This is a genomic window from Bdellovibrio sp. SBM16, assembly GCF_056175625.1.
This window is the reverse complement of record NZ_JBJKJG010000001.1, coordinates 343309-367446: the sequence shown is the minus strand read 5'-3', so window position 1 is coordinate 367446 and position 24138 is coordinate 343309. Positions and strand designations below refer to the sequence as shown.

23 protein-coding genes, 1 tRNA gene and 1 riboswitch are annotated in these 24138 nt (G+C 42.9%); of the genes, 11 read left to right on the top strand and 13 right to left on the bottom strand.

What is annotated here, in order from left to right:
• Window positions 1-41 precede the first annotated feature (41 nt).
• Window positions 42-2480 (bottom strand): transglycosylase SLT domain-containing protein, encoded by a 2439-nt coding sequence (locus AC04MM_RS01750; protein ID WP_475378588.1) that lies wholly within the window; start codon window positions 2478-2480, stop codon window positions 42-44.
• A gap of 151 nt (window positions 2481-2631) precedes the next feature.
• Between AC04MM_RS01750 and AC04MM_RS01745 the strand changes: the two genes are divergently transcribed.
• The 3 genes from AC04MM_RS01745 to AC04MM_RS01735 all read left to right on the top strand — a co-directional run bounded on the left by AC04MM_RS01745 (window position 2632) and on the right by AC04MM_RS01735 (window position 4829).
• Window positions 2632-3012 (top strand): Crp/Fnr family transcriptional regulator, encoded by a 381-nt coding sequence (locus AC04MM_RS01745; protein WP_475378587.1) that lies wholly within the window; start codon window positions 2632-2634, stop codon window positions 3010-3012.
• Between the two features lie 159 nt (window positions 3013-3171).
• Window positions 3172-4119, top strand: coding sequence for a hypothetical protein (locus AC04MM_RS01740; RefSeq protein WP_475378586.1), 948 nt, complete (start codon window positions 3172-3174; stop codon window positions 4117-4119).
• Window positions 4120-4142: 23 nt separating this feature from the next.
• Complete coding sequence (locus AC04MM_RS01735; RefSeq protein WP_475378585.1) at window positions 4143-4829, top strand: hypothetical protein; 687 nt, start codon at window positions 4143-4145, stop codon at window positions 4827-4829.
• Here AC04MM_RS01735 and AC04MM_RS01730 read toward each other — a convergent pair.
• Window positions 4801-5100 carry a hypothetical protein gene (locus AC04MM_RS01730; RefSeq protein ID WP_475378584.1) on the bottom strand — a complete coding sequence of 100 codons (300 nt, stop codon included), beginning with the start codon at window positions 5098-5100 and terminating at the stop codon, window positions 4801-4803. The two genes, AC04MM_RS01735 and AC04MM_RS01730, sit on opposite strands and share 29 nt — an antisense overlap.
• Window positions 5101-5266: 166 nt before the next feature.
• Between AC04MM_RS01730 and AC04MM_RS01725 the strand changes: the two genes are divergently transcribed.
• Window positions 5267-6046, top strand: coding sequence for an Mrp/NBP35 family ATP-binding protein (locus tag AC04MM_RS01725; protein WP_475378583.1), 780 nt, complete (start codon window positions 5267-5269; stop codon window positions 6044-6046).
• Here the strand turns inward: AC04MM_RS01725 and AC04MM_RS01720 are convergent.
• From AC04MM_RS01720 to AC04MM_RS01680, 9 genes are all read right to left on the bottom strand, one after another.
• A complete protein-coding gene (locus AC04MM_RS01720; RefSeq protein ID WP_475378582.1) occupies window positions 6043-7662 on the bottom strand; it encodes an ABC-F family ATP-binding cassette domain-containing protein in 1620 nt (539 codons plus the stop codon). The two genes, AC04MM_RS01725 and AC04MM_RS01720, sit on opposite strands and share 4 nt — an antisense overlap.
• Before the next feature lie 343 nt (window positions 7663-8005).
• A riboswitch (cyclic di-GMP riboswitch) is annotated at window positions 8006-8080 on the top strand.
• A gap of 313 nt (window positions 8081-8393) precedes the next feature.
• Window positions 8394-9737, bottom strand: coding sequence for a LysM peptidoglycan-binding domain-containing protein (locus tag AC04MM_RS01715; protein ID WP_475378581.1), 1344 nt, complete (start codon window positions 9735-9737; stop codon window positions 8394-8396).
• A 111-nt stretch (window positions 9738-9848) separates the two neighbouring features.
• The gene (locus AC04MM_RS01710) at window positions 9849-11825 is read right to left on the bottom strand and encodes a BatD family protein (protein ID WP_475378580.1); all 1977 of its coding nucleotides are present in this window, start codon (window positions 11823-11825) and stop codon (window positions 9849-9851) included.
• The gene (locus tag AC04MM_RS01705) at window positions 11809-12615 is read right to left on the bottom strand and encodes a tetratricopeptide repeat protein (protein WP_475378579.1); all 807 of its coding nucleotides are present in this window, start codon (window positions 12613-12615) and stop codon (window positions 11809-11811) included. Before AC04MM_RS01705 ends, AC04MM_RS01710 begins: the two co-directional genes overlap by 17 nt.
• The gene (locus AC04MM_RS01700; RefSeq protein WP_475378578.1) at window positions 12605-13666 is read right to left on the bottom strand and encodes a VWA domain-containing protein; all 1062 of its coding nucleotides are present in this window, start codon (window positions 13664-13666) and stop codon (window positions 12605-12607) included. Before AC04MM_RS01700 ends, AC04MM_RS01705 begins: the two co-directional genes overlap by 11 nt.
• On the bottom strand, window positions 13666-14688 hold the full coding sequence (locus AC04MM_RS01695) for a vWA domain-containing protein (RefSeq protein WP_475378577.1): 1023 nt from the start codon (window positions 14686-14688) through the stop codon (window positions 13666-13668). Before AC04MM_RS01695 ends, AC04MM_RS01700 begins: the two co-directional genes overlap by 1 nt.
• Complete coding sequence (locus AC04MM_RS01690; protein WP_475378576.1) at window positions 14685-15548, bottom strand: hypothetical protein; 864 nt, start codon at window positions 15546-15548, stop codon at window positions 14685-14687. Before AC04MM_RS01690 ends, AC04MM_RS01695 begins: the two co-directional genes overlap by 4 nt.
• Entirely contained in the window at window positions 15548-16438 is an 891-nt protein-coding gene (locus AC04MM_RS01685) for a DUF58 domain-containing protein (RefSeq protein ID WP_475378575.1), read from the bottom strand. Before AC04MM_RS01685 ends, AC04MM_RS01690 begins: the two co-directional genes overlap by 1 nt.
• Before the next feature lie 25 nt (window positions 16439-16463).
• The gene (locus AC04MM_RS01680) at window positions 16464-17459 is read right to left on the bottom strand and encodes an AAA family ATPase (protein ID WP_475378574.1); all 996 of its coding nucleotides are present in this window, start codon (window positions 17457-17459) and stop codon (window positions 16464-16466) included.
• An 88-nt stretch (window positions 17460-17547) separates the two neighbouring features.
• On the opposite strand from AC04MM_RS01680, the gene AC04MM_RS01675 reads away from it, so the two are divergent.
• From AC04MM_RS01675 to AC04MM_RS01650, 6 genes are all read left to right on the top strand, one after another.
• Window positions 17548-18306: a hypothetical protein gene (locus AC04MM_RS01675; protein WP_475378573.1), complete on the top strand. Its 759-nt coding sequence runs from the start codon at window positions 17548-17550 to the stop codon at window positions 18304-18306.
• 54 nt (window positions 18307-18360) lie between these two features.
• Window positions 18361-18609: a DUF1844 domain-containing protein gene (locus tag AC04MM_RS01670; protein WP_475378572.1), complete on the top strand. Its 249-nt coding sequence runs from the start codon at window positions 18361-18363 to the stop codon at window positions 18607-18609.
• 39 nt (window positions 18610-18648) lie between these two features.
• Complete coding sequence (locus AC04MM_RS01665; protein ID WP_475378571.1) at window positions 18649-20115, top strand: trypsin-like peptidase domain-containing protein; 1467 nt, start codon at window positions 18649-18651, stop codon at window positions 20113-20115.
• A 195-nt stretch (window positions 20116-20310) separates the two neighbouring features.
• Entirely contained in the window at window positions 20311-20631 is a 321-nt protein-coding gene (gene spoVG, locus AC04MM_RS01660; RefSeq protein WP_409477805.1) for a septation regulator SpoVG, read from the top strand.
• Window positions 20632-20908: 277 nt separating this feature from the next.
• Window positions 20909-20984 (top strand) — tRNA-Gln (locus AC04MM_RS01655).
• Between the two features lie 31 nt (window positions 20985-21015).
• Entirely contained in the window at window positions 21016-21345 is a 330-nt protein-coding gene (locus AC04MM_RS01650; protein ID WP_475378570.1) for a VF530 family DNA-binding protein, read from the top strand.
• 60 nt (window positions 21346-21405) lie between these two features.
• On the opposite strand, the gene AC04MM_RS01645 is transcribed toward AC04MM_RS01650, so the two are convergent.
• Together AC04MM_RS01645 and AC04MM_RS01640 are read right to left on the bottom strand one after the other, a co-directional pair.
• Window positions 21406-22332: a hypothetical protein gene (locus AC04MM_RS01645; protein ID WP_475378569.1), complete on the bottom strand. Its 927-nt coding sequence runs from the start codon at window positions 22330-22332 to the stop codon at window positions 21406-21408.
• 2 nt (window positions 22333-22334) lie between these two features.
• Entirely contained in the window at window positions 22335-23441 is a 1107-nt protein-coding gene (locus AC04MM_RS01640) for a hypothetical protein (RefSeq protein ID WP_475378568.1), read from the bottom strand.
• 248 nt (window positions 23442-23689) lie between these two features.
• On the opposite strand from AC04MM_RS01640, the gene AC04MM_RS01635 reads away from it, so the two are divergent.
• Window positions 23690-24136: a very short patch repair endonuclease gene (locus tag AC04MM_RS01635; RefSeq protein WP_475378567.1), complete on the top strand. Its 447-nt coding sequence runs from the start codon at window positions 23690-23692 to the stop codon at window positions 24134-24136.
• Window positions 24137-24138 lie beyond the last annotated feature (2 nt).

The window sequence follows — 24138 nt, the reverse complement described above, 5'->3', positions numbered from 1 at the left end:
AGCAGCTCTATCGAGCTGCTTATTTATTCTAAAGCCTACTTTTAATTTTGTCGGAATTCGTGTCTAAACGGTTCCCACTCTTCTTTAAGTGAGATCGGCTCTTTAAGCTTCATGGGGATAGGGCTTAACAAGTACGAGTACTTCTCGTGCTCGATCGCTTTATTGTAAAGCTTATCGTAAATCGCACGGTAAGTGATTACCCGTTTTACGTAGGTTCTGGTCTCAGCAAACGGGATATGCTCGATAAATTTATCAAACTCAAGCTGGCCCAGGTTTTTAATCCACGACTTAACCCTGTGCGGGCCACCGTTGTACGCGGCTGCAACCAGCGGCTTTTGGTTTTCCATTTCCAGAGATAATTTTTTTAAATAGGCTGCACCAAACTCAATCGACTTCTCCGGTGCAAATAACTGATCGGTCTGGATTTTTTGATCCATAATATCAGCCACCTTTTGTGCCGAGTACGGCATAAACTGCATTAAGCCCACAGCACCCACCGGCGAAATCGCATCCGACTTATACTGGGTTTCAGCACGCATGATAGATAAAATCAGATACGGATCGATCTTACGTTTTTCAGCGTACTGAAATACTTTTTCTTTATAAGCTTCTGGGTATAAAGAGGCCCACATCACCGGATCGGCCTTAACCTGCAGAGCGGTTCTATCCGTCGAAGAAAAACGGTTCATTAACGATAAAGCACGGTAATAAAACTGCTGGGTTAAATAAAACTGCGCCAGCTGTTCGGCTTTTTTACGGGTATTGATTTTCTTTTCGATTTCATACAAATGCCAACGCGCTAAATCCGGTTCGTTTTGTACGATTAAAAATTTGGCCCAGTTAATCTGTGCTGCTAATTCTTTTTCAGTCGCCACATCAATACCGGCCGCATCGATATTCTGAATCACTTCGTTTTCAGAATTGGCTAACTGCACACTGCCTTCGTCAGTTTCATACGTGCTCTGATCAAGAAAGCTGTAAGATTCCATGATCTGCGAGTAACTCTGCGTTTCAGAGGCTACCGGAAACGGGCCCTTATTCATTTTCGCTACCAGCGCGATACTTTTTAAAACCCCGTTATCACGGTATTCTTTTTTCATGTTCTCAAAGCGTAACCACGCAAGTAAGTTGTAATACGAAAATGCTTTTTGATCCAAGACCGGCGTCGATAACTTTTTAAACGCGGCAATCGCCGAACTTTCATCGCCAAGTTTTAATTTGGTATCTGCCATCCAGTACGCCAAGCGAGCTTCGTCGATGGCATAATTAGTCGTTGCTTCAAATGCAGTTAAGGCCTTTTTATACTGACCATCTAAGTACAGAGTCCATGCCCGTAACCAGGCAATCTGGTCATAATCACGCGATGGCTTTTTGCGGCGTTTTTTCTTAGTGTAAGGGTGATTTTTATATAACTCATCAAAGATCGCGTGGGACTGAGTGTACTTTTTGATCTGGTACAATAAAAAAGCCTGCTGAAAACGCATCTCCTCGTACTCTTTACCTTTAACCTTCGCTAAAATTTTAACGATGATAGCTTCGGCTTTTTCTAATTCTCCGGCACGCTGGGCGATAAAGAAGTAATTATCTTTGTAATCAGTTTCTAAAAGTTCTTTTTCATATTTTGCCAGGTTTTTAAAAGCTGTAACCGGGTCACCCTGGTTTGAATCATAAACAGCACGCACGTAAGCGCGCTCCCAGTCCTGAAGTTTGGCGTAAGACGAGAACAACTCGATTTCACGTAATGCCTGGTATTCTTTGGCCGCAAACAATAAACGGCGCATGCGGGTTAAAAAATCATCTAAGGCCACCGGGCACTTTTCGGTCGCCGTCGTTAGCTCGACAAAATCAATTCCGGGTTCTGCAATCCAGCGGTCACGCTCAGTATGGCAAATCTCGTCAAAGTATTTGTTACGCTGCAACCACTTTAAATACTCTTCTTCAAAAACTTCACCTTCAGAAGAGCCGCGTAATTGACGTAATAAAGCGCGTGATTCGGTCTTAATAAAGCCAACCGCATTGACAAATTTTAACTGTTCTACCGGAGAGTTGATTAAAAACACGATCAGCTCTAAGCGGATACGGATAAATTTCTTTTCTTTCTTTAGAGCCAGGTAGTGCTTGTACACATCTTCATAGTTACCCGACCAGGTTGATAGAAAATAATCTTTGTAGTTATTTAAGATCGGCTGGGCTGGATTCCAGTTTTTAATACTGTCGATGGCGTTATTTACGTTCTGGTTCTTTTTTGTAAATTCTGAAAATGCTTCGACCAGCGCCTGATTTTCTTTTAAAAATTCCTGGTACGACTTATCACCCTGAAGATGATCGACCTGGGTTTGATTTAAAGGGGCTGCGGCGATATCGGTTTTAATCGCTGAGATCGTTTTTGGGCCGCCGTTTTTTTTTCCATCAAGAAAATGCGGATTAGGTTTAGACGAAAAAGCAAATGCAAGCGGGAATAAAATCTTAAGCAACACCATAGCCAATATGTTACCCCGTTTTTACAGGTAAACGAAGGATAAAACTGCCGAAGTTAACCTAGCTTGTTAAGACCTACGACCAGACAAACAAAGCTGACTTTTTGCTCTCTCGCGGTGATTTGGCTATGATTGTAAAGAAAAAGAGGTAATTATGAGCTCGATCACAAAAGAATCATTCAAAGCCGGCGATTTTATTTTTTTCGAAGGTGATATTGAAGCTCACTTTTACATTATCGAATCCGGCACGGTAAAAATTTTTTCTAAAAATAAACAAGGGCAAAAAGTTGAACTGGCTAAGCTTAATCCCGGCGATACGTTAGGTGAATTTGCGCTGATCGACAAAGGGGCCCGCACCGCTTCGGCCCAGGCCGAGACCGATTGTAAATTAATGAAAATTTCAGAAGAAGGTTACAACATTATGTTAAACGATTTGCCGCTATGGGCCTCGTCGATGTTAGAATCTTTTTCGAACCGGCTAAAATCAATGAACCAAACGCTTAAAGAGTACAAAGCGCAAGAAGCTAAAAAGTAAGTCTGCTTTTCAGCAGAACAATACAAATCTGCCTAAATCCGTCGCTGTCAAAAAGATTGACGGCAAAGGCTATGTCAAAAGCTGTTAAATAGCCATAAACAGGCTCTATTTTCGCAATTGAGATTTCGTAGTTAATTAACCTACGGGAGCCCCAAACTCATGAAGCGAAATCTGATTTTATCTCTAGCTATAATTCTTGGTGCAATCCTGCTCGCAGAGGTCAGTTTTGCGCGCATCACTCAACCTGGCAGTATGGACGAAAAAGCCCGTCAGGCGTCACAATTAAAAAAATACCGCGAACAACAAAAGCTAAAACAACAACAACGCACGACGATTCAGCCCCCGCCCCCGGTTTACCCTGATGTTGAAGTTGAAGAATCACCGTATAAACTTTCTGCCAATCTGAGCTTTTCGTACGAACAAAACGTTGAAGAAAATTCTGAAGGCGTACGTGGCCGCGGTTTAGGTATCTCGTTTTCACCAAAATTTGAATTTTATGATTTCTCGATCCGCGCGGATTTATTTTATGGCTACGATTTAAACCAACCCAGAGAAGGTTCCGGCATGGGTGATGGCATATTTTCGCTTTTATACAAAGGCTGGAAACTAGGCGCCATAAAACTTTCACCGTACACTTCGGTTGAGTTACCGCTTTCAGATGAATCACGCGAAAACCGCGAGATCGAATTAGTCAATAACATCGGTGTCCTTGCGGCACTGGACTCGAAGGCTTTAGACATTCCGAATTTCAGTTTATCGTACTCGGTAGCCTATGGTTACTACACCAACAAATACACCACCCGTGTTAACGGCGAACCGGCTACTGAATATAAAATCGTACAGAATTTAAAGGCCGGTTATAAATTTAAGCCGATTTCTATCGGCATGAGATTTCAGTTCACTTCGGCCTACTCATATGAAGATGTGGTGCGCTCGGGCTTTTTACTTTTAGAAAGTATCTCGTACAGTGTAAATGATAACTTAGGCTTTTCGCTGTACCACTATAACCGTGCCCCGTTTTTAAAAGATACGACTTACGAAAACAACTTACAGGCGTTTGATAAAGAAACCTCGACTGTGGGTATTTCAACGGATTTATCGTTTTAATTTTTATTTAAAGAAGGTGTCATATGAAAAACCTAATTATTTTTTCGGTCTTAGCAACAATGGCGGTAGTTAACTTTTCTGGCTGCGGTAAAGCCCAGGAACGTCCGGCCAAAGTCAGCAAAAAAATCTCTGGCGAAGTTATCGAACTTAACAACCTTGCCGATATCACCGTTGCTGAACGCCAGGATTCACCCGAAAACGTGGCTTTCAAGAAGCAATTAATCAATAAAATTGAAAATGCCGAACAACGCGAAATCGCCGAGTCGTTGCTTGCCCAGAACCGTTTGGTCTATATGTTTATGGAAGGTAAAGTAGTTTTATTAGAGCACATCCCGCCATCAGCAAACAAACACGCCGCTCCGGTCAGCGCTGAAACAACAGATACAGCTTCTGCCGCCATCAAAGTGCAGGTGATCCAGACGCGCAAATTACACACATTTGATTCTTTAATGGCGATGAAAGAAGGCCGCCACAGTGAAGAAGTTGAAGCGTTAAAAGTTTCTAACTGGTCACAAAATCATTTTGCGATCCTGGCTGAGATCGGTATGCAAACCGGCATCCTAGACTTTGATAGAACCGATTATAACGAAAAAAAGAGCACTCTTGGTCTAACCGAAACTCCGCTGACACAAGCGCAGGTTATTATTTTAAAATCAGAAATCAAAGCTGAAGCCGCAGCATCTACAGACGATGCTTCCGGTGCCGAGTAGAAATCGCCGAATAGGCCAACTCATAAAATTGTAACGATCTAGAATCAGCAGTTTTAATTAACTGCTGATAGGCCAACGTCACCTGATGCATTGACGAGCCTTGCGGCACACCTAAGACATCGTGCGCTTCCCAATCATGCCCGTTATACATAAAAATCACCGCCAATGACCTGCTCGCCTCACGTGGTTGTTCGTCGACGACGGCCAGCTCTTTTTTTGCCTCAGGCTCTAAGATAACCGGCTTTTTTTCTAAAGATTCCTTAGCGCGCATGTTAAGACGTGTCGGCGGTTTTGGCTTATGGCGCCCTAAAACGAAATACAGCACCAAAAGTAGGCCGATTCCTAAATTTAAGTATAAAAGCAGTTGGCTATTGATCACTCTTTTATTATTAAGTTACTTACATTACTTGTAAACGCCATTTTTAAGGACCGTCTGTATGAATCCATTTGATCGTCAAGCCGCTATTCCCGGAGTTAAAAAAATTATCGTTGTTGCCTCAGGAAAAGGCGGCGTCGGTAAATCAACCGTCTCAACGAACTTAGCACTGGCTTTACGTAAATATGGTTCTGTTGGATTGTTGGATGCCGACATCTACGGCCCGTCGATCCCGCGTATGATGGGTGCTATTAACCAAAAGCCCACCGTTTCTAACGGCACCGAGATCAACCCGATCGAACGTTACGGTTTAAAATTAATGAGTATCGGTTTTTTAGCAGACGAGGGTGCTGCCATTGTTTGGCGCGGACCGATGTTATTTAAAGCCATGGATCAATTCTTCCGCGATGTTAAATGGGGCGAACTGGATTACTTAGTGATCGATCTGCCACCGGGTACCGGTGATGTGCAGTTATCGGTGGCGCAAAAAGTACCGGTATCTGCAGCCGTGATCGTATCAACACCGCAAAACGTGGCCTTAATCGACGCCAAAAAAGCGATCGATATGTTCGAGCGCACGCAGATTAAAATCGCAGGTTTGGTAGAAAACATGGCGTACATGATTAACCCTGTTAACGGCGAAAAGATGCAGTTATTTCCAAAAGGCGAAATGGATTCATACATCGCCTCTAAAGGAATCAAAAAACTTGTCGAAGTGCCGTTTAACCCGAATGTATCATTAGGCTCAGAAGCCGGCGTACCGATCATGGAAAGCTATGCCGACTCTGCCGAAGCCAAAGCTTTTCAAGAGCTTGCGGCTAAGCTGGTTGAATCAATTTAGTGGTGATGAACACGCTCAACATACTCAGGGTATGTCATATCATACGTCGTTAAATGGTTCTTATCGATCTCAAATACGCGCGTTGTGATTTCACGTAAGAAGAAACGGTCATGGGATACCATCATCACAGTGCCCGGAAATTCTTTGATCGCCTTAAGCAGAACTTCGCGTGATTTAATATCCAAGTGATTGGTCGGCTCATCCAGCACTAAAAAATTAACCGGCTGTGATAAGATACACGCTAAGATCACACGTGATTTTTCACCACCCGATAAAACCGAAATTTTCTTTTCAACTTCTTCACCCGAAAATAAAAAAGCACCCAGCAATGATTTGATCGAACCTAAAGACGCATTTGGTACGCGTTGTTCGACTTCTTGTAAGATCGTGTTGTTCGGATTTAACAGATCCAGAGAGTTTTGCGAAAAGTATCCCAGTTGGATCGAAGGGCCTACGTTACAGGTACCGGCTGTGGCATCGGTTTGTTTGGTGATGATTTTTAGCAAGGTCGACTTTCCGGCGCCGTTCACACCGACAACAGCCACACGGTCTAAACGTTTAACTAAGGCTGTGGCGTTGTTAAAAACATTTTTCTCACGGCCATCACTTAAATGATAAGTTTTGCCAAGTTTTTCAAACTTAACAACTTCATCACCTCCACGCGGCGGTTCAGGCCAGATAAAATCCATCGCACGGTCTTCCGGCGGAATCTCGATACGATCGATTTTTTCTAGTTTTTTAACACGTGATTGCACCTGGGCCGCATGCGAGGCACGGGCCGCAAAACGCGCGATAAACTCTTCTTCTTTAGCTAACATATCTTCTTGGCGTTTAGCGGCTGCGATTAACTGTTCTTTGCGGATCTGACGTTCTTTATCGTAAAAATCATAATTGCCGCCGTACACAGTTACCTGCTTGTTCGCGATTTCGATCGTTTTCGTACAAAGTCTGTTCATAAAATCACGATCATGCGACGTCATAAGCACAGAGCCTTTAAATTCTTTGATCCATTGTTCAAGCCAGATGATCGATTCAACGTCTAAGTGATTCGTCGGCTCATCCAGTAACAGAACATCAGGCTGCAGTAATAAAATCTTGGCTAAAGAGGCACGCATTTTCCATCCGCCCGAAAACTGGCCGACATCCATTTGCATATCCTCTTTCGAAAAACCCAGACCACCTAGGATCGCCGCTGCACGCGGTTCTACATCATACCCACCGACGGCTTCGAACTGCTCCTGCAGCACACCGTATTTTTCAACAACATCCATCATCTCATCTTCACCAAGATTAGGATCCTGCAGACGCTCTTCATAATGTTTGATCTGATCTACGATTTTATCTAAACCGCCTGAGGCAAGTACTTCAGCCAAAACTGAGCGGCCTTTCATGTTTTCAATGTTCTGCGAGAAATAACCAATACGCACACGCTCGGGTTTTGAAATCGTGCCTTGATCAGGAGATTCTTCGCCCATAATTAAGCGAAAGATCGTCGTCTTACCCGCGCCATTAGGGCCTACCAGGCCGATTTTATCGCCGGGATTAATTTGAAATGAACCATTCGAATACAAAATCTTTGTACCAACTTGTTTTGTAACGGCGTTAAAAGCGACCATATGTGTACCTCTGAGACGTTTTATATGCTTTTTTGAGATTAAGCAAAAAAAATTGGAAATACAATTCGCACCTCAGCTATTCTTAATTCATACAAGCAAACAAAGCTGAGTAAGCTTTCTAACGTATGCCGGGCAAAGGTCGTAAAGGCCAAGTCAACCTGGGTCAGTTGTTAGTTTTTTAGGAGGGACGTTATATGAAGCGAATTTACGATCATAACGATAAAGCACCGAAGTGACGATGCGCTAAATAAAATATTTTACCGTTTATTAAGACTAAACCCTTTAACCAATAGAGGAGGTCACTAGCGGTTTGAAAAGTATACGGGTAATTCCGTATCCTTCTTTTGCCTCAAGGCAAACCAGAGGAAATTCTGGGACGCAAAGCTATAGGGGCTAACAATGCCAGCCAGCTGCCAAAGGATATAAGACCTGCGGTGAAGACTGCAATGGAAGGAAAAAAAATTACATTTTATATCATGGATTGGTTTCATTCCCCTTAACTCTAAACTTATCAGTGGATGACAAAGTTTAGAGTTTTTTGTTTTTGGCTCCTGCCAAAAACCCCTTCGCTCCCGCTACGGGGCTAGCGCGAAAAAAATAGCATCCTGCTATTTTTTATTTTTTGGTAGCACCTATAAAAAAAGCAGCCCTGAAGCTGCTTTTGCTGTTTTTACCGGATGTTTACTGTCGGCACAGTGTGGCGATGGTAAACTTAGGGCTGCACGGGCTATCTAAATGCGCGGGATGCTTAGTCTTGCGCCTGCGCGTAATTTAGACTTTCTTTTGATACCATTAGCTTTGCTTAATTCTATCACTGACAGGTCGAATTTGTTGGCGATCGAAGCTAATGTGTCGCCTCTTTTTACCACATAGATATCGCTGGTGGTGGTCACTTTGCTTGAGCTTGATTTCTTTTTTCCACCTTTAGTAGATCTACGTTCGATCAACGGCGTACGATCCGGAACGATGATTCTTTGGCCTACGCGGATGGTTTTCTTTCTCGGAAAATCATTTAATTCACGTAAATACGCAACGGTTGTCCGGTAACGTCTGGCGATTGAACCTAAGTTATCACCGCGTTTAACTTTGTAGTATTGGGTTTCAACCTGGTCAGGCACAAAATCCACTAAGCTTGCAACGGATGCAGATGCAGCAGCCATCGCGACTTCCATCGTACCTGCAGGAATACGTAAGCTTAACGTGTTGTTCTTATCAAGTGGCGCGATTTCACCTTTAAATTTTGGATTTAAATCTTTGAAATCTTCGTAGTTAAAATTCATTTTCTCGGCCATCAAACGTAAGTTGACCGGCTCTTTTAAAGTCACATGATCAAACTCAATCGGCGTCATGTAATCAATACCTTCAAAGCCGTACTTATCCGGATTTTTGGCAATAAGTTTGGCTGCGATGTATTTCGGAACATAGTTATCTGTCTCGGCCGGTAATGCCCGTTTGTGACGTGATAATTCCCAGAAATCTCTGGTTTTGTATTTTCTGACCACTTTGATCACACGGCCTTCACCCACATTGTATGCGGCCATTGATAAATACCAAGAATTAAAAATTGAATACAGATCTCTGAAGTACTCAGCTGCCGCCTGTGTAGCTAAAACCGGGTCACGGCGCTCATCGACCATTTTATTAATATCTAATTTATAACGCTTACCCGTACCGCGGATAAACTGCCAGTACCCTACTGCCGATGCGTGTGATCTCGCCGAAGATGAAAAACCTGATTCGATCAAAGCAATGTAGAATAAATCTTCTGGTAATTTATTATCGCGTAAAACTTTTTTCATTAACGCTTCATAACGGGTAGAACGGGCTAAATAGCGCTCCATGTGGGGACGGCCACGGCCCTGAAAGTATCTGATCCACATTTCTACTTTTTCGTTAATTTCAATCGGAATAGATTCGAGCTCTTGATTTTCCGTGACTTTGGCAGATTGCTTTTCACTATCTTTGACCCGGAATTTCTCCAAATCACCTTCGTTCGTGTATTCTTTGCCTAGATTTGGTGTTTCCGAGTTTGCTGATTTGGTCGCACAACCAAATGAAACGCATAATAATCCCATTAAAATCAAACTAGACGTAAGTCTCACTCGCAACTCCCCGTAAAATTTAAGGCTACAAGTGATACTACCCGTTTTCAAGAGTAAATTTGCTTAATTTTTTCGAACGACAATTTACGGCAATTCAGACACGATTTTATTTGCTGTCGCTTTAAGTTGCATGAACATTTCTTCTGCCGAATTACGACTAAGAGCCTGATCCCGCACCGATTCCGGAGCAAAACCGATCATCTGAAAATAATCAAATAATTCGTTCAATTTCGTCTCGTAGGATTTACGGTAATTCTCTGGCATCTTGTAAAAAAGTGCGCCCCAATCCTGCGTGGCACTTTCTTCCTGCGCCAAATGCGCCGTCACTAAATAAAGTAAATTAATCGCCTCGGCACCAAACAATTTGTAGTCTTTAGATTTTACCGCGCCCTCTAGCACTTTCATTTTCGCATCGACTTTAAATGATAACTGCGGCGACATCTGCAGTTTTTTTAGATCCAACAAAAACTGTCCCAGCACCGTAAAAATGGCCAAAAGAGATACCACAATCAACACCGGCAATTTCACAGCACCCCACGAAACCCACGCTGATGATAACTCAGTGATCGGTAAAAAGATTTTCTCAGCCTCGGCCTGCTCGGCCACAGCTTTATCGCTGGCCTTTAACGGCGCCAGGGTCGAGCCTTTGATGGCTTCAGTGATATTGATTTTAAATGTCTCTGTTGATTTTGTTACATACTGCTTTGTTGACGGATCAAAGTACGAAAAATTAATCTGCGGGATACTTACTTCGCCGGGAGCTTTAGCGATCACTAAAATTTCAAATTCTTTAAAACTTAAACCGTCTTTAAAAAATTTTGATTCACTTTTGGTATCGTAAACTTCTAGATTTTCCGGCCACTGAATATTTGGCAATTCAATCACCTTGGCATTACCCTGACCTTCTAAACGCACACGCAGTGAAATCGGCTGTCCTGCAGGAAAACTTGTACCGTCAACCTGGGTCTGAATTTGAAACTGCCCCACCGCACCTGAAAACGACAGCGGTTTATTTTCCTGTGGCAGCGGCAACACATTGACTTCGATGCGTTTTGACGACTTGGTGTACTCTTGCTGTGAACCCCAGCCAAACTGGGTAGGCAGCCGCACTTTGGCTTTAATTTTAAATTCGTCGATCACCGTTTTACCCGGCTTAATCGGAAACAGCGCGTGCGCAGCCAACAGCGCTTTACGGTACATTACACCGTTGACCATTTCTTCGGTAAATTGCAGTGATGGCACTTCTTCAATGATTTCTTTCCAGAACCCTTTTAAATCCGGAAATTTTGCACGGTCCAATGAATCTAAATTTCCGCGCGTATAAATGTACCAGGTCGCGGTGATCTGCTCGCCTTCAAAAACCTGTTTTTTATCAATGTCAGCGTAAATAAAAAACGCCTCATTGGTATTTAAGTTTTCGATGGTGCGTGAAGGGATCTGGTTTGGCTGTTGCGGATTAAAATTAGGTCCAAGACCGCCGCGATTACCACCCGGCATCTGGCCGAATTGTTTTTGCATTTCTTCTAACATTTTCTGACGCTGCTTCATCAGCTGTGAAAACATATCATCTTCTTCTAATGCAAACGGATCATCATCCTGAAACTGCGGCCGCCCGGCCACGTTTGGCCGCTGCTGTTTTCTAGCTTGGCTATCGCGTGATACCGAAATTTTTTGCGGAGCCGACATCATCTGCTTACCGTTGACTTCAACGGTAAATGACGGAATCTGCACGATGCCTGATTTGTCAGCCTGATACACAAACACAAATTGCTGGGTTACGGTTTTGGAAAAGTCGGTTTTACCGTTGATAAAATTCATGCGGGTTGATGTCGACTGCCCGGCGTTTTGCGCTTGCAAAAGCTTTAGGCCGTCGATCTCCGGCACTTTCGGGTCAGCCATTTCAAAATCACTGGATGATTGCACCGTTAAATAAATCTGTACCGTGTCACCTAAACCCACTGATTCGGGCTGAATTTCAACTTTTAACGAATCAGCGGCCATGGCGATAGCCGCTGACATTTGCATAAATAGCACGAGGAATAGCTTACCAATCTTTTGCATTTTTATCCTCTTTACGGTCTTTTTTATTGTAATTAGCGCGGATTTTTTTATCTTGCTGCGATAACTCGCCTAAGATTTTTTTCACATCCGCTTCGCTTAACTTATCCCCTTGATAAGGGCGGGGTTTGTATTTCGACGTTTGCTGGCGATCTTCTTCTTGGTCTTTTTCTTTTTCTTCTTTATCTTCGCCATCTTTTGAGTTCTGATCTTTATCCTGCGGATTTTGATCTTTACCCTGGCCGCCACCGCCGCCTTGTTGCTGCTGCTGGATTAACAGTTCGATATTGTGTTTGGTTTCAATCGATGCCGGATTAACTTCGAGAGCTTTTTGATAGTACTCTAACGCGCGCTCGGTATTTTTCGCCTGCTGAAAACGCAGCCCTAAATTGTAATAAATCTGAAACGCATCCGATGGCGGCAATTGATCTTTGTAGGCTTCAAGCAAATCAATGGCCAAATCAAACGACTTAGCTGATTCTTCTTTTTGCTGAAGATGATCAAAAGCAATGCCTAAGTTTGAATGCGTTTGCACCGAGTACGGTTCATTTTCTAAAATTTTTAAGTTGTACTGCTGCGCAAGTTCGGGGTTTTTCTCCTGTAGCGCATTGCGCGCTTTATAGTCGTAATACAGCGAACTTAAACTTGGCCACGGCAATTTATCGGTGGCTTTCGGCGGCAGTGGCCTTGGGCCTGCGGTGGTATCCGGCGATTCAGTTGCGGCCGGCACCTGGGCCAGCAGCACGCCAGATAACAGCAGCCCTAATAAAAAAGACATTATCTTAGTACTCATAACGTCCTTTCCACATAATCGGCTCACGGCGGCGATCAGAGATCATTAAACTTAAAATTAAAATCACTAAACCAATTGATAACGGGTACACAAATTTTTCGTCGTATTGCACAACCATCGATGAATCAAACAGTGCTTTTTCGTAAAGACTGATGTCATTGGCGATTTGTTTTAAGTGGCTTCCGTCAAATGAGGCAAAATAAAAACTGCCCTCACCGGCTTGGGCGAGCGATTTTAAAAACTCACCTTTAACCGTGGTCATAATGGTATTGCCTTCGCGGTCTTTTTTGGCTCCGGTAAGATTACCGAAAGGATCACGCGTTGGGATCGTGCCGCCTTTTTCCGTACCGTAGGCGACAGAAATAATTTTTACGCCGTCTTTGGCCAGGGCTTTTGCGGCTTCCAGTGCGCCTTCTTCCTGGTCTTCACCGTCAGAGGCCACGATAATTACACGCGTGGTTTTTAAGTCAGTTGACTGTGTTACGCCGCCTTTTTCAAAAGCTTCTTTGGCAAAAGATAACGCCGGTTCAAACGCTGTTCCCTGGGTTGATACCGCATAGGTATCCAGTGAATCGATATATAACTTAAGCGCCCCCGGATCAGACGTTAACGGCGACATCAGCGCCGCACTTCCGGCAAAGGCGATCAAACCGGTTTTATTACCCGGCATTAAATCCATCAGTTTTGCCAGATCGATTTTCATCTGTTGTAAACGTGAAGGCCTAACATCCTCGGCCAGCATCGAATCCGACACGTCAGCTAAAATCATCAGTTCAACACCTTCAGATTTTACTTCTTGCTCAGATTGGCCCATCTGCGGACGCGCCAGAGCTAAAATTAAAAATAAACCGCCGATAACCTGCAACACCAGCTGTAAACGGCGCTTTGGAAACGACACGCTGGCGCGTAACCACGGAACAACTTTGGTGCCAAAGGCCTGGTTTAATTTTTTCTCCGAGTTTTTCTCAAAGTAAAAATATAATAACACCCACACGCCGAGCATTATTAAAAAACTAAATGCTGATGGATTACCCCAACGTAAAACCGACACTAGGGACCTCTCTTTAACAACGAGTAATTTAAAATGCGATTAAGTAAAAATAAAATTACGCCCCAGATCAAGAATAAATGAAAAAATTCGTTATAGCGCACATACTTTTGATCTTCGATCTTAGTCGTCTCTAAACTGTTGATCTCATTAAATACGCCGGCCAGCGAGTCTTCGCGCGTGGCACGAAAATATTTACCGCCGGTCGTCGATGCCATTAAACCAAGGAGTTCGTCGTTAACCGTTGATTCAAACGGCTGGTACCGTTTAACTTTATTGCCAAACATATCCGTTGAATAAATCGGAAGTTTGGTTGGCCCTGATTTACCAAGACCGATCGAGTAGATTTTAATATCATACCCTTTAGCGATCTCTAACCCGGTTTCTGGATCAATCATGCCCGAGTTATTTTCACCATCGGTAAGAAAAATCATCACGCGCTCTTTGGCCTGTGAATCTTTTAATCTCGCAGCTCCGGCAGCGGTGGCCACCCCGATTGCGGTGCCATCTTTAATGCGTGCAACCTGCGCGGTCTTAATCTGTGCAATGCGCTCTTCGATCAATTGATAATCCAAAGTAGGCGGCACTAATGTAAAGGCCTCACCGGCAAAGATCACAATACCGATGCGGTCTGAAGTCCGCTGTTTAATAAAGTTAGCAATGGTTTCTTTAGCTGACTCTAAGCGGTTAACCGGTTTCATATCTTCGATCAGCATCGAATCCGAGATATCCAAGACGATCACGATATCTAAACCATCTAAGGTGCGCTTAACTTTTTCATCCTGCGTTTGCGGGCGCGCCAACGCCACGATCATCAATGCCAGACTTACGAACAATAAAACAGTATTTAACTTAACTAACTGCACCCGGCCACGGCCGGCCCAGGATTTAAATAGCTGCACATTACTGATCTGAAAGGTGGCCTTTTTTTTGTTAATACGGTGATAAAACCAGTAGACCAGCGGCAATAGCAGCAGCAGTGCAAAGGCCCACGGGTTAGCCCAGATATAACCAAAAAGCGTCATCGGCTAAACCCTCCGCTTTTTTGGGTCGCTTCACAGCGGGCAATAAATTCATAAAAACGTTTAATAAATTTAACTTTTGAATCTTCAGTAAGATCTTTTTCTTTGGCCAAGAGCTCAATATCTTTAACGATGTTATAGACCTGACGGCGCAGCTCTTTTAATTGCGGATGGCGCTTTTTAATAAAGGCCACCGTCTCTTTTAACGTTAAATTAAAAATCGGCACCTGAAACCGGCGCAAGATATAAACTTTAGCTGCGCGTTCGATGTCAGCAACCGGATAGTCTTTTTTCTCTAATTCGCGGATGGTTTTATAAAACTGATTATCCGGCTCCTGGGCCGAGTCAAAGCTATCCACGACGGCGCGCAACTGTTTCCAGCGCTGGGTGCGGGCCGCTAAATAAATCGCCTGGGCAATGACAGCCAAAAGCAGGCTTGCAAAAATCAAGGTGTACGCCATCGGCCAGTGCAGCATGCCGATCGCAAAACCAAATGGTTTTGGCGGCTCGGGCTTTTCGGCATTTGGGTCTGGTTTTGGCAACACCGAAATCACTTCAAATTGCTGCTGACCAAGATCGATCTGCACCCCGCCGTCAGTTAATACCAGATTTGGCAGTTGTACTTTGCCCGCTTGATATAAGGTCATATCGACATCAAACGAATCCGTGCCCCGGGCTTCGGCTTTAAATAATTTAATAATGTATTTTGACTGCTCGTCAGTAACAAACTGCGCTTTGGTAAAATCAAAAGATTTATCGTATTGACCTTCACAGTTTAAAAAAAAGTGGCGCCCGACTGTCAGCTCATTTGCTTTTAAGCCAGAAACCTCAGGTATGACCGTGGTGCATTTCACATCAGCCATTAACGCGACTTCCTTCTTTTAAAAAAGGCCAACAATGACTTATGAAAATTCTCATCCGCTTCAAAGGTAAAGCTGTCAACGCCCGAGCGCTTTAGGTTTTTTTGAAACCCTTCAAAATCGTTCTGAAACTTGGTTTTCATCTCTTCTCTGAACACCGGATTTGAGGTGTCAATTAACACCGTCTCGCCGGTTTCAGAATCATGTAAATCAATCAAACCCACATCCGGAAACATAAACTCGGCCGGATCCGTGACAAGCCCTGCGATCACTTCATGCTTTTTTTCTAAGTAGGTAAGTGATGTCTGATAATCTTTATCCTGAAAATCTGATAACACAAAGATCGTAGCGCGTTTTTTCAAAACGCCGCGCAAATAATCTAAAGCTGAACTGATTCTGGTTTTTGTTGATCTTGGTTTATAAAATAAAATTTCACGTAAAATTCGGTAAACGTGGTTTTTACCTTTTTTCGGCGGCACGAACAACTCAACATCATCTGAAAATAACAATAACCCCACATGGTCATTATTTTTGATCGCCGAAAACGCCAACGTCGCAGCGACATAGGCCAAAGTTTCACCTTTAAAATGATCGCGTGACCCGAAATCATTTGATCCCGAGACATCCACACAGATCATTAACGTCAACTCACGCTCTTCTTCAAAAGTTTTTACATACGGTTTTCCCGCACGTGCCATCAGCGTCCAGGCGATATTACGCACATCATCGCCGGCCACGTATTCACGAAAGTCAGAAAATGTCATTCCCTGCCCTTTGAATTTAGTGTGGTATTCGCCAGAAAAGATATTATTCACCATCTTGCGCGTATCGATTTCAATGCGCTTGATCTTTTTTAATATCTCTGCAGGAACCTGCTGTTGTTGCTCAGCCATGAGTTAAATAAACCTTTTTTGCCGATTAGGCAGAAACTTCAACTGCGGCCAAAACTTCACGGATCACATCGTCTTGTTTTAAATTCTCAGCTTCTGCTTCGTAAGTTAAAATTAAACGGTGACGTAAAACTTTATAAACAATTGATTTAATATCTTCGACCGTGGCAAATCCACGGCCGCGTAAAAATGCATGCGCTTTCGCTGCGCGGATCAACGATAATGAAGCACGCGGCGAACCGCCGACGGCGATAATTTTTTCTAAACGCCCTAAACCGTAAAGTTTCGGTTCGCGCGTTGCCATAATCAGATCGACGATGTAATTACGCACTTTTTGATCCACGTAGATTTGATCTACGGTTTTAATTGTTGCCAATAATTGCTCTTTGGTTAAAACCGTCTGAATCGTTGGGCGGTCATTGACACCCATGCGATTGACGATTTCCAGTTCTTCAGATTTTGATGGGTACGAAACATTAATCTTAAACATAAAGCGGTCCATCTGCGCTTCCGGCAACGGGTAGGTTCCTTCTTGCTCTAATGGATTTTGTGTCGCCATAACTAAAAACGGATGATCTAGCTTATACGATGAATCACCGATGGTGACCTGTTTTTCGGCCATCGCCTCTAAAAGTGCCGATTGCACTTTGGCCGGCGCACGGTTGATCTCATCGGCTAAGACGATATTGGCAAAGATCGGTCCTTTTTTAGCTGTAAACTCACCGGATTTCGGGTTGAACACCATGGTGCCGATCAGATCGGTCGGTAATAAATCCGGCGTAAACTGAATACGCTGAAAGTGTAACGAAATGGTCTGCGCTAAGGTTGAGATCGTCAGTGTTTTTGCTAACCCCGGAACACCTTCTAAAAGAATGTGTCCGCCTGTCAGTAATCCCATCACGATACCTTCGATCATTTCACGCTGACCGACGACCACTTTGTTCATCTCATTCATCATCTGCACAACAAACAAACTTTGTTCTTTAACGGCTTGATTCAGTGCTGCAACATCCATATTCGACATAATCTATCTCCATGATATTCTTTCGACCCCTATTATTTTGGCATAAATAGGCTTGATTTCAACCTTACTTCACATAAAAATTAAGGCCATGAAGACCCTGACTCAAGTCTGGTTAATAACCGCTACCAGCTGTTTTGTTTTTTTAATTTTAGGATTTCAGGTCGCAGGCCGCTTAGGCTTAGCAATAGCCTTTTTATTATGTTTAATTTTGTTGTATCTGATCTTTCACAAAGGTCTTAAAATTTTTATCGAGCGCACCCGCGCCCAAGAAATTCTGGGCAATGATCCATATAAACTCGCTGGACTATTTAAACAAAACGCCCTGGCCTACGGCTTTAGAAAAGTGCGCTTTTTTGTGACCGACCGACACACACCTCCTCTGGTCTGGCCCGAGTTCTCTAATCAACTGGTGGTTTTTATCAATAACAAAACCCTCGAGCAGCTAACACAGGCCGAAAAAAAGCTCTTCGTGCACCTGCTGTTAAGTCATGGCTTTTTACACTCAAAACTTACACGTAAAACTCTGGGGCTGATCTACATTTCACTGGCGCCGCTTGATAAAATTTTTGCCCCACTTTTTAATGCCCTGGCTTATGCACTGGGCCTTTCAAAAGAGATCTATAAAGCCGATCTTAAGGCCCTGTCTGTCTCGCAGGCACAAAACTTCGAATTCGGCTTACTTTTACACAAGCTGCATCATTTAGAATCGCATAACGATAAAATCTTTGAAGGCACTTATTTCTTCAGTATTTTATCAAAAATTAACCCCAAGCTTTACAATTTAAAATTTCACCCCAACGTTACCGCAAGAGAGAAAAATCTCTTGGGCTACGCTATTGGTGGATAAAGGTTATAACAAAAAGATTAAAATAATCTTCAAGCAGAATTAAAAGGTTTTAATATGGAAAATATGGAAGCTTCATTTAACGTGTTAATTATGTCGATTGGCTCATCCGCCGCAATGGCCATGGGTTTGCAGCCCGATCCTCAGACCGGTAAAACCGAAGTCGATAAAAATTTGGCGCGCTTTAATATCGATCTACTGTCATTATTAAAGGACAAAACAAAAAATAACTTAACTGCTGATGAGAACAATTTCTTAGACGCGGTTATCAACGATTTGAAATCAAAATTTATTGCGCTTAAATAAGTAGTACAAACGACGCTCCCATCCAGAGAGGATAATGTCATGAAACGACTAACTATCGTAGCACTAGCCATCGCAACCACCGCGCTAGTATTTTTTCAAAACAACAGTGTCACGGCCCAGAGCTTTCAAAAAACACCACCGGCCCTAAAACTTGGCGAGCCTTTACCGGCTAATTTATTTGTTGAATTGGCTAAAGCCATTAACCCGTCAGTGGTCAATATCTCAACTTCGGTGATCCCGCGCGGAAGAATGTACCGCGACCCGATGCTCGAAATGTTAGAGCAGTTCTATGGTATGCCGATGCAGCCGCAACAGCAGCCAGGAAAGCCGCAGCGCATGGGCTTAGGCACAGGCTTTATCATCCGTGAAGACGGTTTAATTGTAACCAACAATCACGTGATCGAAAATGCCGACATCATCGAAGTGCAGCTTTCCGAAAACGACAGTAAAACCTATAAGGCCGAAATTATCGGAAGAGACTCTAGAACCGATATCGCGCTGATCAAAATTAAACCTGACATCAAACTGACAGTGGCGGCCATGGGCACATCTGAAGATGCGCAAGTCGGCGAATGGGTGGCCGCGTTTGGTAACCCGTACGGCCACGGTCATACCATGACCAAGGGGATTATCTCATCAAAAGGCAGATCGATTAACGAGATCAATAAATTTCCTTTAATTCAGACTGATGCTTCGATCAACCCGGGTAACTCTGGCGGTCCACTGGTTAACTCTAAAGGTTTGGTGATTGGGGTAAACTCAGCCATCGATGCGCGGGCGCAAGGGATCGGTTTTGCGATTCCGATTGATGAAGTTAAAAGAATTATTCCGACCCTTGAAAAAGAAGGTAAATTACAAAGAGGTTACATCGGTATTGCGCCGGGCGATTTAGATTACCGTGCCGCGATGGCCATGGGCCTAGATGAATACCGCGGAGCTGCGGTGTTAGGCTTAGGCGATGGCCCGGCCAAAAAAGCCGGTATCAAGGTGTATGATGTGATCACCGAAATTAACGGCAAAAAAATCCGCGACGCGCAGGATTTGGTAAACACCGTTGCCGATATTGATCCGGGCAAAAAAGCCAAATTTAAAATTTTACGTAACGAAAAAACTCTGGAAATTGATGTCACGGTCGCTGAGCGCCCGGGCGAAAAATCGCTGTCATCGCTGATTAAAAAATTCAAAAAAGACGATGACGAAGCGGCCCAGCCTTCGGTCAACACCAATACCCCGTTTAACTTAGGCATTAAAATTTCGGATATGACCGACGCCCTTCGCAATGACTACAATATCGAACCTTCGGTCAAATACCCGATCATCACCTGGGTTGAGCGCGGTTCGATCGCCAGCACCATCGGCCTTCGCGTTGGCGATGTGGTTTTAGCCATCAACAAAGTCGAACCGACCAGTGCCGATCAAGCCATCAAGGCCATCAAAAAAGGCACCAACACGATCCGCGTTGCCAGAGGCCGCGGCATCACGGCAATCACTTTTGATCTAAAATAAGCTCGCTTTACCAAAAATTATGTTCCCCGGGCCCCCGGGGAATGTCTCATCTCTAAACAGCTAAACAAATTCTATAAAAATTTTACTTAACCGCGTTATTTTCCCCTAAAGCCGCACGACCATGGTCCCGATACTAGACGTAGGTATTATACATCAAGTCATGTTACACAAAGGTACGACTTAAGAGAGGCCACCATGAAAATCACCGAAGTAAAGATCTTTCCTGTTAACGAGGATCGATTAAAGGCATACGTAACGATCACGATCGAAAATTGTTTCGTCGTCCGTGATCTAAAGGTTATCCAGGGCCCCGGTGGGCTTTTTGTGGCCATGCCCAGCAAAAAGCGTAAAGATGGCCAGTTTCGTGATATAGCGCATCCGTTAAATCAAGAAACGCGAGAAACAATTGAAAATTTAGTCTTTGAGGCTTATGAAAATGAGCTACGTTCGATGGGAGAAACTCTGACGACTTTAAAACGACAGAAGGCTCCGCAGACCTATCAAGGCGACGATTAAGCGACAGTACCTCTGTCGTCAGACTTACAAGGGAAACCTTGGATTTCTAAAGTCGCCCGATAGGTATGCAATAGGGGGAGATTTCAGTACGAAAAAGTGGTTAGAAATATAGCAGCTAAGATCAACGCAAGTAAAAAGAAAGACCCTGCTCAACAAACTTTCTTCTAACCCCATCAAACCATCCGGCCCAAACTTATTATAGTAAGTTTGGGCTTTATTTTTTCTTGCGCTAACCACCAAAATTCATTAACTTGGGTTTCACGTCATTCGACTCAGTTGGGGTATCGCCAAGTTGGTAAGGCAGTAGATTTTGATTCTACCATTCGGAGGTTCAAGTCCTCCTACCCCATCCAATTTTTTTCTTTTTTTGAAACAAATATTTAAATGTCAGACCGTAAACTTCCACCGCCGCGTAACAATAAATATCCGCCCAAAGGTATTACTTTGGAGATGATGGTTCGTGCTCTTGTTGAAGAGTATGGCTGGTCTGAACTGGGCCAGAGAATTTTTATTCGGTGTTTTAATGAGAATCCGAGTTTGAAGTCGAGTTTGATTTTTTTGAAGAAGACCGAATGGGCGCGCTTGGATGTTGAGGATTTGTATTATTCGACGTTTGGCGGACGACCTGAGGGTTGGGTTGGGAAGAAGCCTTGGGATGGTGGAGATGAGGCTGTCGATTCTGCCGATCCTGGTTATGACAACGAGTCTGAGTAGATAACAAAAGGCGAACCCTACTAAAAAAGCTATCTACTGGCTCTAACGTAATTAGAGATATTATCGAACTCTGCTCCAGTAGTTTTGCCAATCAAGCTTTGCGACCAACTTCAAAGTATCATTCCAATGTTTATTTAAATTAACGAGGTTCGACGGAACATTCCCGTCATTCTCAGAGAATATTTTTGAAATTCGTGTACGGTCTAATACCCAGCCGTCTTTACTTAATCTCTCCCACTGAAGGTCAGGCAAGGGCAATAAATCATCAGGGGTAGCAATACAGCGAATAGAACAGCCGGAGTAAAAGCCGCCTTCCCAAACACTATGAAAGTTATTAGGATTTTCAGTTAACTTAGTTTGTAACTGGGTATACGGACCAGTTGCGCATTGAACTAAAAAAAGTGGTTTTCCGCTGCGACCGTCTGATGCCATTTGATTGAATAAAAGTATATCCACACCAAGATCTTTATCAGTACTCAGCACTTTATGTTTTAAAAACTTAGTCTTCAGACCATCCCTGTTTGCAATCCTACCTAAAGTAGCTTTTAGCGAAGTCGGAAAACCTCTTTCCTGTCTCGGCATACTCAATATTGCCGTACTATGAATAGATCGCGAGAATGCCCAGGAAACCAGATCTTCAAAATATTTCTGAAAATTTTTTGTGTGTGTTTTTGCTTTCGCCAAATCGAGATTTTTGATTGCTACACCCAACATTTGAAAAAGATATGGATTTAATACCGATAGGTCATTTTTTAACTCGATAGTTAAATTCGTAATTTCAAATGGATAAAGCGCCCCTGCACAAATTGATCTGGTTTTTGCAAGTTGAAAGGCTTCAGATATTTGTAATGACAACTCTTCATCGTCACAATCTGGATTGCTTATTTTGATTTCTTTAAAAATATCAGTGTTCGATAATTTCTTCTTTAGCTGAATGCAAGCAATCTCGATTGAATCACATAATCTTGCTGAACGAATAACACTCATACTTACAACAATTCGTTCTCTATTTTTTCAATTGTAGTCTTAACTTTTCTAATATCCTCACGACTGCTTTTTAAAAATTTTGCCGAATCTTTTGAATTAGACAATTTTCCATCTATATAGACTGACGAATAAAGATCTTGAAGTTGATTTCTAACTTCTGATAGAACATCCGCTACATATTCTTCTCTAGATTTGGTTTGAGAAAACGCTCTCTCTAAATTTCGAGTTTTTTCTAATTCAGTTACTGCAGATTTATTAGCAATTACCAGGGATAACTTTGATAGCTGACGCGACTCCGACAGAACTGAAGTCGACTGCTGCTTCTTACTGCCGTACAACCATGACCAAAGTAGCTTCAAGTTTTTAGTGTTAATTTTCGTTACAGTGCCTTTTTTTTTATCAGTTGCCAATCCCAACCACTCTTTAGTTGCAATTGCGTCTGTTGCTGTAAGTAAATACGAAAAGTAAAATTTCTTTGACGCATCTTCAGGAGTCAATTCTAGTTCTTGCGCTTTTTCTATAATCGACTGCGTTCTAATTAAACGCTCAATTTTTTTTGTTTTATCACCAATGGCCTGCGCGACCTCAGCAATTGTATTGCCGCCTTTTACTACGCTAAGGGCGTACTGCGCCATTGCAGCTGACTCCCAACCTTTCACACCAGTAATATGCCTAAATCCCACAAACGATAAGGTTTCCTGACGATTAGATCGGACAATAACTGGCACCTGCTCAAGCCTTTTTCTAGCTTTACTGTCTGAAAATAAAGTTGGATTTCCTTGGATATGCTTGAGAGCTGCCAATCTTCGATTACCCTCAATCACTACATACACCGGCGTTTTACCTTTTTCAGCTATTGCTTCTTTAACTGCTAATAACGGTTCTTCCCAAAAAAAGCCGTTTTTATAGAGCGAATCTGAAATTGGTTCTAAATCAAATTCCTTTTCCATTATTTTTTGGATGGCAGCTTGTGTCCCTGAATTCGGATTTTCCGCCAACCTCGGATTGTGGGGATCCAAAAATAGCTGCGCTACTGATATTTCTTCAAATTTCTTTTCCTGAGGTGTTCTTTTGAATGCTGTTAAATCAATAGTGCTTTTTTTGGCCATCGTATCCCCTAATAATTCAAATTTAACTAAACCGGGTACTAGTGGCAAGCATATCAACAGTTATTTATTGATATAACTTATGATGTTCCAGGACTTTTATCGGGCTGAACAAACAACGCAGAAGTATAATTCATTGCCTTCTAAATTTTACGGCAGATTAACTATACATGTCGTAATAAGCTATTGGGGATCTACAAAAAACTTTCTATAATAAAGAGACGCGCTCTAATTAAACGGAGTATATTAAAATGGCACGCAAAGGCCTCATCGGGCGAGTATCTAAAAAACGAAGCGCAAATATGTCCGCAATTCGAAGCAAAAATACAAAGCCCGAACTACTTTTGAGAAAGCAGTTAACTCTGCTGGGCCTGAGATATAGATTGCATCGAAAAGATATTCCAGGTGCGCCTGACATTGTGTTTGCAAAAGCTAAAATATTAGTATTTTGTGATGGCGATTTTTGGCACGGAAAAGATTGGAAAAGAAAAAAACGGAATGGCGTATTCAAAGTTAGAAACGAATATTGGACAAATAAAATTGAAATGAATATTGCACGCGACAAAAAAAATACTAAATTACTTCAGCAACTAGGTTGGACCGTATTGCGATATTGGGCTTCCGAAATTCAAAAAAATCCAATAAAAATTTCGCGAAGAATTGACGCTAAAATTTCGCGGAAAATTAAAGGTAATTAAAC